Source organism: Janthinobacterium sp. JF4, from assembly GCF_059617925.1.
Genome location: NZ_JCAQAV010000023.1, coordinates 1 through 14977 on the forward strand (window position 1 = coordinate 1; position 14977 = coordinate 14977).

A 14977-nucleotide genomic window follows, 5' to 3' on the forward strand; every position below is an offset into this window, starting at 1 on the left:
GGAAAAATATTTGATCCGACCTTGCACGCCGCTTGACGGGGATAACAGTATCTACAGGTAATACGCCGTCTTCGTCATCACTTTGCCCATGATGCCCATCAGCGCCTTCACGGGCGCCGGGGTATCGATGGCGCCCAGCCGCTGGGCCGCGGCGCCGTGTTCCACTTCGTCGATGGCCATCTGCCTGACGATGGCGCGCGACTTGGCGTCCTGCGGCGGCAATTCCTGCAAGTGGCTGGCCAAGTGCGCTTCTACCTGGCGTTCCGTTTCCACCACAAAACCCAGGCTGCGGCCGTCGCCCATGCGCGCGGCGATGGTGCCCAGCGCAAAGGAACCCGCATACCACAGGGGATTGAGCAGGCTCAGACGCGAGCCCAGCTCCGTCAGGCGCTGCGCCGTCCAGGCCAGGTGATCTTCCTCTTCGCGTCCCGCTTCGTCGAACTGGGCGCGGATGGCCGGGCTGTGCGCATAGCGCGCCTGCGAGTTGTACAAGGCTTGCGCGCACACTTCGCCCACATGGTTGACGCGCATCAAGCCGGCGCTGTGGCGCTGCTCGGCCGGGCTCAGCTCCGCATCGGGCGCATGCGCGGCCGGCGTGGGACGCGAGGCCGAGGCCACGCCCGCCATGACGCGCAGGGCCTTGTCGGCGCCAACAATCAAACGATCCAGGGGGTCAAAATGGCGGTTCGCGGTCATCGTGGCTATGCTCATGAGTAGTAAAGCATGAATTATAGGACCATCGGGGCCAGCCGTCCCCACGCCGCGCGCAGGGTGAACGGGGCTTTATTGACTTGTGCGCGCTTTTTCCTGCTCGATCCAGTCCACCACAGGGCCGACGGCGTCCAGGCCGGACAAGCTTTTCGCCACGCCCAGGTTCAGTGAAATCAGGAAAAAAATGCTGTCGACGGGAATGTCCGGGCAGTGCTCGGCAAACGCGGCGAGAAAACGCTCCGATTGCAGCACGCGCAAGACTTTCTCGCCGCTCATGAATTGCAGCACGCTGGCGATGCTGTGCCCGCCACCTATCGAGTGATAGATAAAGCGGTTGTACTTGGCGTCGATCTGCTTGAAATCGAGGGTTTCCTCCGTCATCAGGCCGGCCAGGTAGTACAGCCCCAGGCTGACGCGGAAGAAACCGATGGCTTCGGCACTCGTCATGCCGGCACGGGCCACGGCCAGTACCTTGTCCTGCATCGCCTGATCGATCGTTTGCATTGCGCTCTCCCGCGCCGTCCGCCGGCGCCCACCGGGCCAGCTTGCATGAAGATGCTGTTTTTTTCAATAGACCAAACGATATTTCCACCTTGCAAGTTACATTTTTTGCATGCTACTCTCGTTCCTCACCGTCAAATGGATGAAGCACATGATTGAGGTCAAGCATCTGGCAAAACGTTTCCGCATGCCGCCCCACAAGGGCAAGGCCATGCACGTCAGCGATCCGCGCGAACACGAGGGCTGGTTTCACGCCGTGCGCGACGTCAGTTTCAGCTGCGCCCCCGGCGAAGTGCTGGGCCTGCTGGGCCCGAATGGCGCCGGAAAGACGACCACCCTGCGCCTGCTGTCGACGGCCTTGCAGGCGGACGCGGGCAGCGCCCTCGTCAACGGCGTCGATGTACTTCAGCAACCGCTGGTGGCGCGCCAGAGCATCGGTTTCCTGTCCGGCTCGACGGGCTTGTATGGCCGCCTGACGGCGCGCGAAAACGTGGAATACTTCGGCCGCCTGCATGGCATGCCGGCCGACAAGCTGAAACGCCGCTGCGACGAGCTGTTTTCCCTGCTGCAAATGGAAGAGTACGGCGGCAAACGGGCAGATCAGTTGTCGACCGGCATGAAACAGAAGTGCGCGATCGCCCGCACCGTCGTGCACGAGCCGCAGGTGGTCATCCTCGACGAGCCGACGACGGGCCTGGACGTGATGTCGGCCAAGATACTGCTCGACTTCATCGCCAGCTACAAGGCGCTGCGCGTGCCGCTGATCTTTTCCACGCACCATCTGCACGAGGTGGAAAAGCTGTGCGACCGCGTCTGCATCATCAACCGCGGCACCACGGCCTTCAATGGCACGGTCAGCGAACTGCGCCACCTGGGCGGCAGCGCGGACTTGTACGACGCCTTTGTCAGCGTCATCAACCAGGGAGCCTGAAGCATGTGGACCATTTATCTGAAAGAGCTGCTGGAACTCACGCGCGACCGCAAGACGCTGATCTTCACCATCCTCATCCCCATCTTTGCCATGCCGCTGATCTTTGGCGGCTTCGCCTATGTCTCGAACAATATGTTCAAGAATGCCAAGACGGCGGAAATGCGCTACGCGCTGTTCGGCAAGGACCATTCGCCGGGCCTGAGCGCGCGTTTTGCCCAGCAGCACAACCTGCGCGAAGTGCCGCTGGCCAACGAAGGCGACATCCGCCGCGCCATCGGCGACGACAGCATCAAGTTCGCCGTCGTCATTCCCCCCCGGTTTGAAGCGGCGCTGCAGCAACAGCAGCAAGCCAAGGTGGTGCTGCACTACAACAGCGCCAGCACGGTCGATGTGACCCAGCAGCGGGTGCGCGAGATCGTTGAGGCGTACAACGCCAGCCTGCGCGAAGGCGCGCTGTCGGCCCTGAACCTGAGTCCGGCCCAGCTGGCCTTTGCCCTGCACCCCATCGTGCTCGACAAGCAGTCGACGGCCAACGAGCGAGAGCAGATGGGCGCCATCGTCGGCGGCATGCTGCCCTATCTGCTGCTGATGGTGTGCCTGACGGCGGCCATGTACCCGGCCATCGACCTGGGCGCCGGCGAAAAGGAGCGGGGCACGCTGGAAACCCTGCTGCTGGCGCCCGTGCCGCGCAGCGCCATCGTGCTGGCCAAGTTCCTCGTGCTGTTTACCGTCGGCATGACCTCGGCCGTGCTGATGGTGGGCAGCATGGGCGCCCTGCTGGCCATCTTCGGCAGTTCTCTGGAAGGCAACATGGCCGTCATGGTGCGCAGCATCGGCTTGCCCGACCTGGCCATGGTGACCCTGATGCTGGTGCCGACGGCCGCCATCTTCGCTTCGCTGCTGCTGTCGATCTCGATCTACGCGAAAAGCTACAAGGAAGCGGCCGGCATGATCACGCCATTGATGCTGTTCGTCATCCTGCCCACGGTGGCGGCCATGCTGCCCGGCGTCGAGCTGAACTGGATGTGGGCCATGGTGCCGCTGACGAATGTGTCGCTGGCCATGAAGGAACTGGTCAAGGGCACCATGGATTACCGCATGTTCGGCGTGATCCTGGCCTCGACCACGGTGATCGCGGGCGCCCTGCTGATGCTGTGCCGCTGGTGGTTTAACCGGGAATCAGTACTGTTCCGTAATTGATAATTACGCGGCGCGCTGGAAGGACCAGATCCGGCGCGCCATCCACCCCGCCCATCTGCACTCTGGCCACGCGAAAATGCCGTGTATCGCATGTAACTGCCCAGTACGTCTTAAATTCAATACAATGCCAGCATAGAGTAGCCCTGCACCATCGGGCAGCAACGCATGAGTCAGGAGTTGTATGGAATTGCATATCCGTAAATTGTCGAAGACCTACGCGAATGGCGTGGCGGCGCTGGATAACGTGTCGCTGACGATACCGCCGGGGATGTTTGGCTTGCTGGGCCCGAATGGCGCCGGCAAGTCGACCCTGATGCGCACCCTGGCCACCTTGCAGGAATGCGATTCCGGCTCCATCTTCTTCGGCGACTACGACGTGCTCGACGACAAGGACGAGATCCGCCGCATGCTGGGCTACCTGCCGCAAGACTTCGGCCTGTACCCGAAAGTGACGGCGTATGAACTGCTCGACCATTTCGCCACCTTGAAAGGCTTGTCACAGCGGGCGCGCCGGCGCGAAGTCGTCGATGGCCTGTTGCAGCAAACCAACCTGTTCGACGTGCGCCACCAGCGCCTGGGCAGCTTTTCCGGCGGCATGCGCCAGCGCTTCGGCATCGCGCAAGCCCTGTTGGGCGACCCGAAACTGATCATCGTCGACGAACCGACGGCCGGCCTCGACCCGCAGGAAAGAGTCCGCTTCCATAATCTGCTGTCCGACATCGGCGAAGACAAGACGGTGATCCTGTCTACCCATATCGTCTCCGACGTGGCCGACCTGTGCGCCAACATGGCCATCATCAACAAGGGTCATTTGCTGCTGTGCGGCAAGACCCAGGAATTGATCGACGAAGTCAGCTGCAAGATCTGGGCGCGCTTTGTCGAAAAGAAAGAACTGGCCAGCTTCCAGCAGCGCCACGCCGTCATTTCCACGCGCTTACTGTCGGGCCGCACCTTGATCCACGTCTACAGCGACGACGACCCGGGCGACGGCTTCGAGGAAGCCATCGGCGACCTGGAAGACCTGTATTTCGCCACCATTGCGGGGCGCCACCGCGTCGCTCCGCAGTGCGACTGAGGGGACGGCCATGTTTGCCATCGCCCGCTTTGAAGCGCGACAGCGGCTCAAGCTGCTGTCCACCTGGGTGTATTTCGCCATGTTTCTGGCGCTGGCCATGCTGTGGATGGCTGCCGCCGGCGGCGTCTTCAAGGAAGCGAGCATCAGCTTCGGCGGCAAGTTCCTGATCAACGCGCCGCGCTCGCTGGCATTCACGTGCAGCCTGCTGGGCTGCTTCGGCGCCGTGGTGGTGGCCGCCATGATGGGCCGCTCGGTGCAGCAGGATTTCGAATACGGCATGCAGCATTTCTTCTTCAGCGCGCCGATCAGGAAGTACCAGTACGTATTTGGCCGCTTCCTCGGCGCCTGGCTGGTGCTGGCCGTGGTGTTTTCCAGCATCGTCATCGGCGCCTGGCTGGGCGCCTGGCTGCCCGGCATCGACCCGGAACGGCTGGGGCCGCAACGGGCCCTGGCCTACCTGATGCCGTATATGTTTACCTTGCTGCCCAACCTGTTCATCTTCGGCGCCATCTTCTTCGTCATCGCGGCCCTGACGCGGCGCATGCTGCCCGTGTACATCAGCTCGGTGGTCATGCTGATCGGCTACCTGGTGGCCCCGTCGCTGGCGCGCGACCTCGACTACAAGACCCTGGCCGCCCTGATCGATCCTTTCGGCACGACGGCGCTGATACGCCTGACGGAATACTGGCCGAACGCGGAGCGCAACACGCGCCTGGTGACACTGGAGGGCGTGTACCTGCTGAACCGCGCCATCTGGTCCGGCTTCGCCCTCGTGGCCTTGCTGCTCGGTTACTGGCGCTTCCAGTTCCACGCCACGACGGACGCGGGCGCCGGCAAGCGCCGCAGCGAGGGCGACGTCCCGCTGCGCCTGTCGAACGCCTCGCTATCCACGCAGGAAACACCGGACTTCGCGCAGCGCAGCCTGGCCGCCCTGCTCGTCAAGATGAGCTGGCTGAACCTGCGCGAAACCATCAAGAATATCTATTTTGTCGTCATCGTGCTGGCCGGCGTGCTGACCATGTATGCGGGCGCGCTCGACATGGGCTCCCTCTACGGCACGAATACCTATCCGGTGACGGAAAAGGTGCTGGACATGGTCAGCGGCTCGTTCGCCCTGTTCATGCTGATCATTACCACCTTTTACGCGGGCGAGCTGGTGTGGCGCGAACGCGAGGCGGGCATGCATCTGATGCTCGACGCCCTGCCCGTGCCGAACTGGCTGCCCCTGCTGTCGAAACTGTTCGCGCTGATCGGCCTGCAAGCACTGCTAAGTCTGGTCATCATGCTATGCGGCATGTCGATCCAGGTCTTCAAGGGCTATTACCGCCTCGACCCCGGCCTGTACCTGGAATCGCTGTTCCTGTCGCACCTGCCGTCCTACGCGCTGATCGCCGTGCTGGCCATCTTTTTGCAGGTGTTGATCAATCACAAGTACCTGGCGTATTTCGCCATGATTCTGTACCACATCGCCAGCATCAGCTTTTCCTCGCTGGGCCTGGGCGACCCGCTGCTGCTGTACGGCATTACGCCAGACGTGGTGTATTCGGCCATGAACGGCGCCGGCCACTTCGTGTTGCGCGAGCGCTGGTACTTGCTGTACTGGAGCGGCGCAGCCGTCATGCTGACGGTGCTGTCGCTGCTGTTCTGGCCCCGCGGCGCGCCGGACAGCTGGCGCATCCGCCTGCGCCTGGCGCGCCACGGCCTGACGCACGGCGTGCTGGCCAGCTTTGCCGGCGGCGCCCTGCTCTTCGTCGGCGCCGGCACGGTGCTGTTCTACGTCTTCCACGTGGCCAACGATTACAAGTCCGAATTCGCGCGCGATGCGGACCGCGCCAGTGCCGAGCGCCAGTACCGCAAGTTTGCCGCCACGCCGCAGCCGAGAATCACCGACGTGAAACTCGACGTGGCCATCTATCCGGCGCAGCGCAGCCTGGCCGTCACGGGCCGCTATGTGCTGCAAAACAAGACCAGCCAGCCGATCAGCCACATCTTTGTGCAGCAAGACCCGACCGCCACCCTGCGCCTGCGCTTTGACGCGCGCGTGCATCCCGGCCTCGATGACGGCAAGCTGGGCTTTTACAGCTACCGCCTGGCCGCGCCGCTGGCGCCGGGCGCCACCCTGGGCCTCGATTTCGACGTGCGCTATGCGCCGCGCGGCATCTTCGACCTGGGCCAGGATACGCCCGTGGTGGCCAACGGCACCTTCTTCACGAATGCCGTGCTGCCGCACATCGGCTACCAGCCACAGCAGGAATTGACGGACCCGCGCGACCGCAAGAAACACGGCTTGCCTGCGCGCGAACGGGCCCTGCCGCGCGACGATGCGCGGGGACTGGCCGACAATTACGTCAGCAACGACGCCGACCGCATCAACTTTGACGCCACCGTCAGCACCGTCGACGGCCAGACGGCCATCGCGCCGGGCATGCTGGACAACGACTGGATCGCCAAGGGCCGCCATTACTTCCATTACACGATGGAGCAGCCGATCCTGAATTTTTACGCATTCCAGTCGGCCCGCTACACCGTCAGGCACGAGCGCTGGCAAGACGTGGCCATCGACGTGTATTACCACCCGGGCCATGAATACAACCTCGACCGATTCGTGCGCGGCAGCAAGGAAGCGCTCGAGTACTACACGAAGAACTTCGGTCCCTACCAGCACAAGATCCTGCGCATCGTCGAGTTCCCCCGCTACGCCACGTTTGCGCAGTCGTTCCCGAACACGATACCGTACTCGGAAGGGCTGGGCTTCATCGCCAAGGTGGACGACAAGAATCCGAAAGATATCGACTACCCGTTCTACGTCACGGCGCATGAAGTGGCGCACCAGTGGTGGGCGCATCAATTGGTGGGTGGCAATACACGGGGCGCTACCGTGCTCAGCGAAACCCTGGCCGAATACTCGGCCCTGATGGTGATGAAGAAAACCGTGGGGCCGGCCAAGATGCGCCGCTTCCTGCGCTATGACCTGAATCAATACCTGATGGGGCGCAGCGAAGAGCGCAAGAAGGAATTGCCACTGGCCGAGAATGAAAACCAGGCGTATATCCACTACCACAAGGGCAGCCTGGCCATGTACTTGCTGCAAGACATCATCGGCGAAGACAAGGTCAACGGCGTGCTGCGCGAACTGCTCCAGACCCACGGCCAGAAAGGCCCGCCGTATGCCAGCGTGACGGCACTGATTGCCGGCTTGCGCCAGGTCACGCCGCCCGAGCAGGCTTACCTGATCGACGACCTGTTCGAGAAAATCGTGCTGTTCGACAACCGCGCCCTGTCGGCCACGGCCACCAAACGCAGCGATGGCAAGTACGCCGTCACCCTCAAGGTGCAGGCGGGCAAATTGACGGCCGGCGAACAGGGCGAGGAACACGACGCGCCCCTGCACGACTGGATCGAGATCGGCGTCGACGATGCGAACGGCCATCCGCTGCTGCGCGAACGCCTGCGCATGACGGCGCGCGAAGCGAGCTATACCGTCATCGTCGGCAGCCGGCCCGGCAAGGCGGGCATCGATCCCGACAACAAGCTGATCGACCGCAAGCCGGACGACAATATGGTCACCGTCGAACTCGAAGAACCGTGACGAAAAATGGCCACCCTGAACAGGTGGCCATTTTTTGGAGTGTCAAACGCTCATCAGGCTGCCGCGCAGCGCGTCACCAGGCTCAGGCTGATGCCCATTTCCGTCAGGTGCTCCATGTCGGCCAGCGAGAGGTCGAGCGGCGCGTCAACGGTGTCGTCGCCATTCAATTCCAGTTGCAGCTCGGCCACGATGCGCGGCATGCTGAAGGTGACGCCGCGCGAGCGGCATTCGGCCAGGTAGCTGCGTATGCGCGAGGGCAATACTTGCGATTTGGGCGCCTGCGCGATCAGCACTTCGAAGCCGGAATCGAGATGCACGCGGCCCGCGCCCTTCGCCTCGCCCTTGCGCCATTGCCGCTCCGGATCGGTGGGCAAGACTTCGAGGATGGATTTGAGCGTGGGGTCGTCCCCATGCACCGACAGCTTCGCCATATTCATATTGCAAGACTTTCTAGTCAGGACGCCGCCAGGAAGACGGTGCGATCATCAGACCGACAAGTCTACGCATGGATGGCAAATATGTCCATACGGCAATATTTGCAATATTGGATATCCAGCTCTGATTTGTGCTGCATCAAACAGGCGGAACAGGATTGTTCCGCCGCCACACACAATTACAAGGCCACGCCACGCGCCTGCAAGGCGGCCCGCACGCCGGCGCCGTAGGCGGCATCGGCCCGGTCGAAGTGGCCCAGCTGACGCTGCAAGGTTTCCGGCCGCACCTGGCTCAAGGGACCGGCCAGGTTGTCGAACAGGTTTTGCTTCGCCTGCGCCGGCATCAGGCGGAACAGATTGCCCGCTTGCGTAAAGTCATCTTCCACGCCGCGCCCATCGTAGCGGGCCGCGCCGCCATCGAGCGCCAGCGCCCCCTCGCCATGGCCCAGGCCTTGCGGCTGCGTGCCGGCCGCCGCCACGTTCGCGTAGTTCTGTGCCGCGCCGCCATTATGGATGGCCATGCCGCCGTCGCGCTGCTGGTTATGGAAGGGGCAGCGGGCCGCATTCACGGGCAAGTGCTGGTGGTTCGTGCCGACCCGGTACAGCTGGGCGTCGTGGTAGGCGAACAGCCGGCCTTGCAGCATCTTGTCCGGCGAGTAGCCCATGCCCGGCACGGCGTTGGCCGGCGAAAAGGCCGCTTGCTCGACTTCCGCGTGATAATTGACCGGGTTGCGGTTCAGCTCGAAAATACCGACGGGCAGCAGCGGGAAGTCCGCGTGCGGCCACACTTTCGTCAGGTCGAACGGGTTCCAGCCCGTGCGCTGCTCCCATGCATCGAGTTGCTCCTGCGTCGCCACCTGCAGCTTGACTTCCCACTGGGGGAAATCGCCGCGTTCGATAGCGCCGAACAGGTCGCGCTGAGCGTAGTCGGGATCAAAGCCGGCCAGGCGGCCCGCTTCCGCGGCAGGCAGATTCCTGATGCCCTGGCGCGTCTTGAAGTGCCATTTCACATACACGCGCTGGCCGTCGGCATTGATCAGGCTATACGTGTGGCTGCCGAAGCCATCCATGTGGCGGTAGCCGTCCGGCGTGCCGCGGTCCGAGAACAGCATGGTGACCTGGTGCAAGCTTTCCGGCGCATGGCTCCAGAAATCGAACATCATCTCGGCCGATTTCAAGTTGCTCTGCGGATCGCGCTTTTGCGTGTGGACGAAATCGGGGAACTTGATCGGGTCCTTGATGAAGAACATGGGCGTGTTGTTGCCAACGAGGTCCCAGTTGCCTTCTTCCGTATAGAAGCGCACGGCGAAGCCGCGCGGATCGCGTTCCGTGTCGGCACTGCCGCGTTCGCCCCCGACGGTGGAAAAGCGGGCAAAAGTCGCCGTCTGCTTGCCCACTTCACTGAACAGCCTGGCCTTGGTGTAGCGCGAAATGTCGTGTGTGACGGTAAAGGTGCCGTAGGCGCCCGAACCTTTCGCATGCACCACGCGCTCGGGGATGCGCTCGCGGTTGAAATGCTGGAGTTTTTCGATCAGGTGGAAGTCTTGCAGCAGCAGCGGGCCACGGGGACCGGCGCTGAGGGAATTCTGGTTGTCGGCGACGGGGATGCCCGAGGCGGTACTGAATGGCGGCTGTTGGCTCATGGCTGCTTTTCCTTCGTTGTTGACTGATGGAAGCAGTGTAGCGAGGTCAACAACAAAGGAAAAGCTAATTGATTTTATCGAACCGATAGCTATTTACAATGCACACCCTTGTGCGTCGCATACGCCGCCCAGTTGCGCCTGCAACTTCGCGGGCTGGCCCAGGAAGCCCCCGATATCGATCACGGACCACTTGCCGCTGCCGTCGTCGAGCACGAACGTGGGAAAGCCCTGCCCGCCCACCTGCGCCAGCAGGGCGCGGCTGGCCTCGATGTGCTGCAACGTGGCGGCGCCGGACTGCCGGACATACTCGGCCTGGAATGCCGCCCCGTCCATGCCCAGTTCTTGCGCCAATGTCACCAGCACGGGCACGTCGGCGATGCGCAAGCCATCCACGTAATGGGCGCGCTGCACGCGCTGCAGCATGTCCAGGCCCTTGCCAGCCAGCGATTCGGCTGCCAGGATGGCCGTAATCGGCGGTTCGGAATCCATCATGGCCGTGGTGTCGTTCAGCAAGCCGTTGATATAGGCGTCGCCGAAGGGCTGGCCCGACAATTGCTCGATGCGCCGGTCATGCGGCAGCACATAGCCGCGCCAGGCGGGCGTGATCTGGCGGCGATTGCTGCCCGTCATCATGCCGCCACCATGAAACGCGACCGTCAGCCCCGGCACGGCGCGCGCCGCCTCGACCAGCGGCGCGGCGCCGTAGCACCAGCCGCACAGGGGATCGAAAATGTAGTGCAGTGTGGGCATGACCCTATCCTTTATAAAAGACTTGAAAAACCGTAGCGAGCGGCGCTAGTTCTGGCTGAGAAGCGCAACTGTGCTAAAGCACAGTGAGCATCACAGGCCGGAAATCGCATCGCGCAGTAGGTTTTTACCATTTCATTTCGCCTTTGGCGACTTTCGCACTGGTCTCCAGGGCGCCATCGAGGCCCAGCTTCGGATAGCGCATTTTCATCGCCTCGATCAGGGCGGCGGAATTGGCGGCCTTGGCCGTTTCCGCTTCAAACGTCACCAGGTAGTCGCGCGTAAAACCGATGCTATCCGGTGTCAGGGGTGAACCCACCTTGAAGTGGCCGGGCACGACGGTGACGGGTTGCAGGGCGGCGATGCCATCGAGCGTCTTGAGCCAGTCCTGGCGCGATTGCGCGCTTTGCGTATCGGCCGTCCACACGTGCAAGTTGCCAAACAGCACCACGCCGCCGACGACGGCCTTGAGCGATGGAATCCACACATAGGTGCGCGCTGGCGTCGGGCCGGCGATGTCCAGCGACTGGCCTTCCAGGGCAATGCGCTTGCCCGTCAGCGCTTCGGGAATGACGATGCTTTTCGGCGCATTGTCTTTCAGGATAGGCCCCCAGTAGGCGACCTTGGCATCGGCCTTGCGGCGGATTTCCGCCACGGTTTCCGCCGTGGCAACGATTTTCGCCTGCGGGAAGGCGGCCTTGATCACGTCGAGGCCAAAGTAGAAATCGGGATCGCTGTGGCTGATGTACACGGTCGTCAGTTTCTTGCCACTGGCGCGTATCTTTTCCACCAGCTTTTGCGCTTCGGCGCGCGAAAACTGCGCATCGATCAGCACGGCGTCATGCTTGCCCGCGACCAGCACGGAAGCGACGGGGAAGATGGCCGCTTCGCCCGGGTTGAAGACTTCCAGGGTCAGGGGCGCGCTGGCGGCGGCCGAAGCGGCGCCGGCGGCAAACAGGGTGGAAACAAGAACGCTGCTGATGGATTTGGAGAACATGATCTGCCTTCACAAGATGATTGGGATGGCTGCATCTTACGTTGCTTAATCCGGTAGAAAAACCGACTAAAGCGCAATAGTTTATTGCACAAATCGGCGTAATCGCCGGTCATCGAACACCAAATGTGTCACAGCGTCATGAGGGCGTCACATTGGATTGTTATCTTGCCAGCTCTTTCAAACCTAGCCGGATGAACCACATGACACGCAGAAAAATTTCCGTCGCTGGCTGCAGCGTCGCCATCACCCTGATGCTGGCCGCCTGCGGCAGCGACGCAAAAAAAGAAGAGGCAGTGGCTGAAGCCCCGCCGAAAAACGTCATCTTCTTCCTCGGCGATGGCATGGGCCTGACCACCATGACGGCCGCGCGCATCTATTCGGTGGGCGAAGACGGTGCGCTGACCATGGACACCCTGCCGGAAACGGCGTTCGTCAAGACGTTCTCGAACGACGCGCAAGTGACGGACAGCGCGCCATCGATGGCCGCTTACATGACCGGCGTCAAGATGAACAATGAAGTCATCTCGATGTCGGCCAACACGGTCGCCATCGATCCGGGCACGGATGCGAACGGCAACAAGCTGCTCAACAAATGCGGCAGCGGCAACGGCACGCCCGCCACCACCTTGCTGGAACTGGCCAAGGCCAAGGGCTTTGCCGCCGGCGTCGTCAGCACGGCGCGCGTGACGCACGCCACGCCCGCCGCGACCTACGCGCACATCTGCCACCGCGACCTGGAAAACGATATCGCCGCGGCCCTGGTGCCTGGCGGCACCGGCTACAACAGCGCGCTGGGCACTGCCGGCCTGGACGTGGTCCTCGGTGGCGGCGCGCAATTCTTCAAGCCGTTCAAGGATGGCGGCAAGCGTTCCGACGGGCGCGACCTGCTGGCCGAACTGAAAGCGAAGAGCTACACGGTCGCCAACACGGGCGCCGACTTCAAGGCCGTCGATGCGGCCAAGACGGAGCGCCTGTTCGGCGTGTTCACGTCCAGCCACATGAGCTACGACCTGGACCGCGATGCAAGCAAGGAGCCTAGCCTGGCGGAAATGACCACCAAGGCCATGGACGTATTGACCAAGAACAAGAAGGGGTATTTCCTGATGGTCGAAGGCGGCCGCATCGACCATGCGCTGCACGAAACGACGGCCAAGAAAGCGCTGCAAGACACCGTCGCGTTCGATAACGCCATCAAGGCGGCCATCGAGAAAGCCAAGCTCAGCGACCCGACCCTGGCCAATACCCTGATCGTCGTCACGGCCGACCATGACCACACCCTGGTGCTGAACGGCTATGCCAAGCGCACGGGCAAGACGGCTGCCGGCAATCCTGGCGTGCTGGGCGTGGTGAAGAACTACGTCACCGGCGCGGTCGAGAAAGACCTGGACGGCGCACCATATTCGATCATCGGCTTCGGCAATGGCGAAAACCGCACCCAATCGAGCCGCGCCGCCATGGCCAGCCTCGATGAAACCGTCACCAGCGCCAATAATTACCACCAGGAAGCGGTGATCCGCACCGCGGCCGGCAATGAAACCCACGGCGGCACCGACGTCTTCCTGGGCGCCATCGGCAAGGGTTCGGAAACCTTCCTGGGCACCATCGACAACACCAAAGTATTCGGCCTGGTCAAGACGGCCGGCGGTCTGTAATCCCAAGAGACAAGAATTGGACAAGCACATGAAATTCACCTTGAAACCCGCATTGAAACTGTCGTTGCTGACCACGCTCGTGGCCGCCAGCGTTGCTAACGGCGCCTACGCCGCCGACGCCAAGAACGTCATCTTCTTCCTCGGCGACGGCATGGGCCCGTCCGTCGTGACGGCGGCGCGCATCTACCAGTACAAGGAAGATGGCAGCCTGACCATGGACACGCTGGAACGCACGGCCCGCATCAAGACGTTCTCGAACGATGCGCAAACGACGGACAGCGCGCCATCGATGGCCGCCTACATGACCGGCGTCAAGATGAACAATGAAGTCATCTCGATGGCACAGGACACCATCGCCAAGGAACCGGGCCGCGACGCCAACGGCAACCTGGGCGTGGACAATTGCCCGGCCGGCGGCAAGAGCGTGCCGACCATCCTGGAACTGGCAAAAGCCAAGGGCAAGGCCGTGGGCGCCATCACCACCACGGAACTGACGCACGCCACGCCGGCGACGACTTTCTCGCACATCTGCAACCGCAATGCGCAATACGCGATCGCCGCGCAAGCGACGCCGGGCGGCGCGGGCTACAACGCGGCGCTGGGCGACGGCGTCGACGTGCTGATGGGTGGCGGCCGCAACCACTTCACCCCATGGTCGGCAAGCAACAAGTATGGCCGCGTCGATGGCCGCAACCTGTTGACGGAATTTGCCGCCAAGGGCTACACCGTGGCCGCGACGAAAGCGGAAATGGCGGCAGCGCCGAGCGGCAAGAAATTCATCGGCCTGTACAGCACCCGCAGCCATCTGGAATATGAACTGGACCGCACGGCCACGCCACCACTGGGTGAAGGCGCGACCCAGCCTAGCCTGTCGGAAATGACGCTCAAAGCCATCGACTTGCTGTCGAAAAACGCGAACGGCTACTTCCTGATGGTTGAAGGCGGCCGCATCGACCACGCCTTGCATGGCATCAACGCCAAGCGCGCGCTGACGGACACCATCGCCTTCGACGACGCCGTCAAGGCCGCCATCGGCAAGATCAGGGAAACCGATCCGAAGCTGGAAAATACCCTGATCGTCGTCACGGCCGACCATGACCACACCCTGGCATTCAACGGCTACGGCAAGCGCGGCAACCCTATCCTCGACATCAACCGCGGCTACAAGGATAACCAGCCGAGCAAGGATGCCGATGGCAATACCTACACCACCCTGGTGTTCGGCAACGGCCCAAACCGCCCTGCCCTGCGCAGCAACGTCGACAGCGCCACGGCCCTGAAAGATAACTACCTGCAAGAAACAGGCGTGCGCCTGGCCAGCGAAACCCACGGCGGCGGCGACGTCAAGCTGCTGGCCACGGGCGCCGGTGCCAAGACCTTCAAGGGCACCCTGGACAACACCAAGGTGTTTGACTTGCTGAAGGCGGCCTTCGGCTTCTGATCCACAGCAACACGGCAACCCCACCGGGGCGGATGGCGCAGGCCCTCCGCCCCTCT

Annotated in this window: 12 protein-coding genes; 6 read left to right on the top strand and 6 right to left on the bottom strand. The window is 62.6% G+C overall.

The features are described 5' to 3' along the window. Nucleotides 1–51 precede the first annotated feature (51 nt). Together coq7 and AC54AF_RS17100 are read right to left on the bottom strand one after the other, a co-directional pair. The gene (coq7, locus tag AC54AF_RS17095; protein ID WP_496637507.1) at nucleotides 52–696 is read right to left on the bottom strand and encodes a 2-polyprenyl-3-methyl-6-methoxy-1,4-benzoquinone monooxygenase; all 645 of its coding nucleotides are present in this window, start codon (nucleotides 694–696) and stop codon (nucleotides 52–54) included. A gap of 87 nt (nucleotides 697–783) precedes the next feature. Beyond that, nucleotides 784–1215 (bottom strand): hypothetical protein, encoded by a 432-nt coding sequence (locus tag AC54AF_RS17100; protein WP_131688732.1) that lies wholly within the window; start codon nucleotides 1213–1215, stop codon nucleotides 784–786. 148 nt (nucleotides 1216–1363) lie between these two features. On the opposite strand from AC54AF_RS17100, the gene AC54AF_RS17105 reads away from it, so the two are divergent. The 4 genes from AC54AF_RS17105 to AC54AF_RS17120 all read left to right on the top strand — a co-directional run bounded on the left by AC54AF_RS17105 (nucleotide 1364) and on the right by AC54AF_RS17120 (nucleotide 8007). Next, on the top strand, nucleotides 1364–2143 hold the full coding sequence (locus AC54AF_RS17105; RefSeq protein WP_131688731.1) for an ATP-binding cassette domain-containing protein: 780 nt from the start codon (nucleotides 1364–1366) through the stop codon (nucleotides 2141–2143). A 3-nt stretch (nucleotides 2144–2146) separates the two neighbouring features. Continuing rightward, a complete protein-coding gene (locus tag AC54AF_RS17110) occupies nucleotides 2147–3343 on the top strand; it encodes an ABC transporter permease (protein ID WP_496637508.1) in 1197 nt (398 codons plus the stop codon). 181 nt (nucleotides 3344–3524) lie between these two features. Then, nucleotides 3525–4418 (top strand): ABC transporter ATP-binding protein, encoded by an 894-nt coding sequence (locus tag AC54AF_RS17115; protein ID WP_496637509.1) that lies wholly within the window; start codon nucleotides 3525–3527, stop codon nucleotides 4416–4418. Nucleotides 4419–4428: 10 nt separating this feature from the next. Further along, the gene (locus AC54AF_RS17120) at nucleotides 4429–8007 is read left to right on the top strand and encodes an ABC transporter permease/M1 family aminopeptidase (RefSeq protein WP_496637510.1); all 3579 of its coding nucleotides are present in this window, start codon (nucleotides 4429–4431) and stop codon (nucleotides 8005–8007) included. Nucleotides 8008–8060: 53 nt separating this feature from the next. Here AC54AF_RS17120 and AC54AF_RS17125 read toward each other — a convergent pair whose 3' ends face one another. The 4 genes from AC54AF_RS17125 to AC54AF_RS17140 form a co-directional block, all read right to left on the bottom strand. Next, complete coding sequence (locus AC54AF_RS17125) at nucleotides 8061–8444, bottom strand: hypothetical protein (RefSeq protein WP_496637511.1); 384 nt, start codon at nucleotides 8442–8444, stop codon at nucleotides 8061–8063. A gap of 176 nt (nucleotides 8445–8620) precedes the next feature. Continuing rightward, nucleotides 8621–10084, bottom strand: coding sequence for a catalase (locus tag AC54AF_RS17130; RefSeq protein ID WP_496637512.1), 1464 nt, complete (start codon nucleotides 10082–10084; stop codon nucleotides 8621–8623). 93 nt (nucleotides 10085–10177) lie between these two features. Then, entirely contained in the window at nucleotides 10178–10834 is a 657-nt protein-coding gene (locus AC54AF_RS17135; protein WP_496637513.1) for a DsbA family protein, read from the bottom strand. A 124-nt stretch (nucleotides 10835–10958) separates the two neighbouring features. Beyond that, entirely contained in the window at nucleotides 10959–11828 is an 870-nt protein-coding gene (locus tag AC54AF_RS17140) for an MBL fold metallo-hydrolase (protein WP_496637514.1), read from the bottom strand. A gap of 200 nt (nucleotides 11829–12028) precedes the next feature. On the opposite strand from AC54AF_RS17140, the gene AC54AF_RS17145 reads away from it, so the two are divergent. Then, nucleotides 12029–13480, top strand: a complete 1452-nt coding sequence (locus AC54AF_RS17145; protein WP_496637515.1) for an alkaline phosphatase — start codon at nucleotides 12029–12031, stop codon at nucleotides 13478–13480. Between the two features lie 28 nt (nucleotides 13481–13508). Continuing rightward, nucleotides 13509–14921 (top strand): alkaline phosphatase, encoded by a 1413-nt coding sequence (locus AC54AF_RS17150; protein WP_496637516.1) that lies wholly within the window; start codon nucleotides 13509–13511, stop codon nucleotides 14919–14921. The last annotated feature ends 56 nt before the right edge of the window (nucleotides 14922–14977 follow it).

What these genes read in the sequence shown, in the direction of transcription:
- coq7 (WP_496637507.1), bottom strand. Translation starts at nt 696, where the DNA reads ATGACCGCGAACCGCCATTTTGACCCCCTGGATCGTTTGATTGTTGGC.
- AC54AF_RS17100 (WP_131688732.1), bottom strand. Translation starts at nt 1,215, where the DNA reads ATGCAAACGATCGATCAGGCGATGCAGGACAAGGTACTGGCCGTGGCC.
- AC54AF_RS17105 (WP_131688731.1), top strand. Translation starts at nt 1,364, where the DNA reads ATGATTGAGGTCAAGCATCTGGCAAAACGTTTCCGCATGCCGCCCCAC.
- AC54AF_RS17110 (WP_496637508.1), top strand. Translation starts at nt 2,147, where the DNA reads ATGTGGACCATTTATCTGAAAGAGCTGCTGGAACTCACGCGCGACCGC.
- AC54AF_RS17115 (WP_496637509.1), top strand. Translation starts at nt 3,525, where the DNA reads ATGGAATTGCATATCCGTAAATTGTCGAAGACCTACGCGAATGGCGTG.
- AC54AF_RS17120 (WP_496637510.1), top strand. Translation starts at nt 4,429, where the DNA reads ATGTTTGCCATCGCCCGCTTTGAAGCGCGACAGCGGCTCAAGCTGCTG.
- AC54AF_RS17125 (WP_496637511.1), bottom strand. Translation starts at nt 8,444, where the DNA reads ATGAATATGGCGAAGCTGTCGGTGCATGGGGACGACCCCACGCTCAAA.
- AC54AF_RS17130 (WP_496637512.1), bottom strand. Translation starts at nt 10,084, where the DNA reads ATGAGCCAACAGCCGCCATTCAGTACCGCCTCGGGCATCCCCGTCGCC.
- AC54AF_RS17135 (WP_496637513.1), bottom strand. Translation starts at nt 10,834, where the DNA reads ATGCCCACACTGCACTACATTTTCGATCCCCTGTGCGGCTGGTGCTAC.
- AC54AF_RS17140 (WP_496637514.1), bottom strand. Translation starts at nt 11,828, where the DNA reads ATGTTCTCCAAATCCATCAGCAGCGTTCTTGTTTCCACCCTGTTTGCC.
- AC54AF_RS17145 (WP_496637515.1), top strand. Translation starts at nt 12,029, where the DNA reads ATGACACGCAGAAAAATTTCCGTCGCTGGCTGCAGCGTCGCCATCACC.
- AC54AF_RS17150 (WP_496637516.1), top strand. Translation starts at nt 13,509, where the DNA reads ATGAAATTCACCTTGAAACCCGCATTGAAACTGTCGTTGCTGACCACG.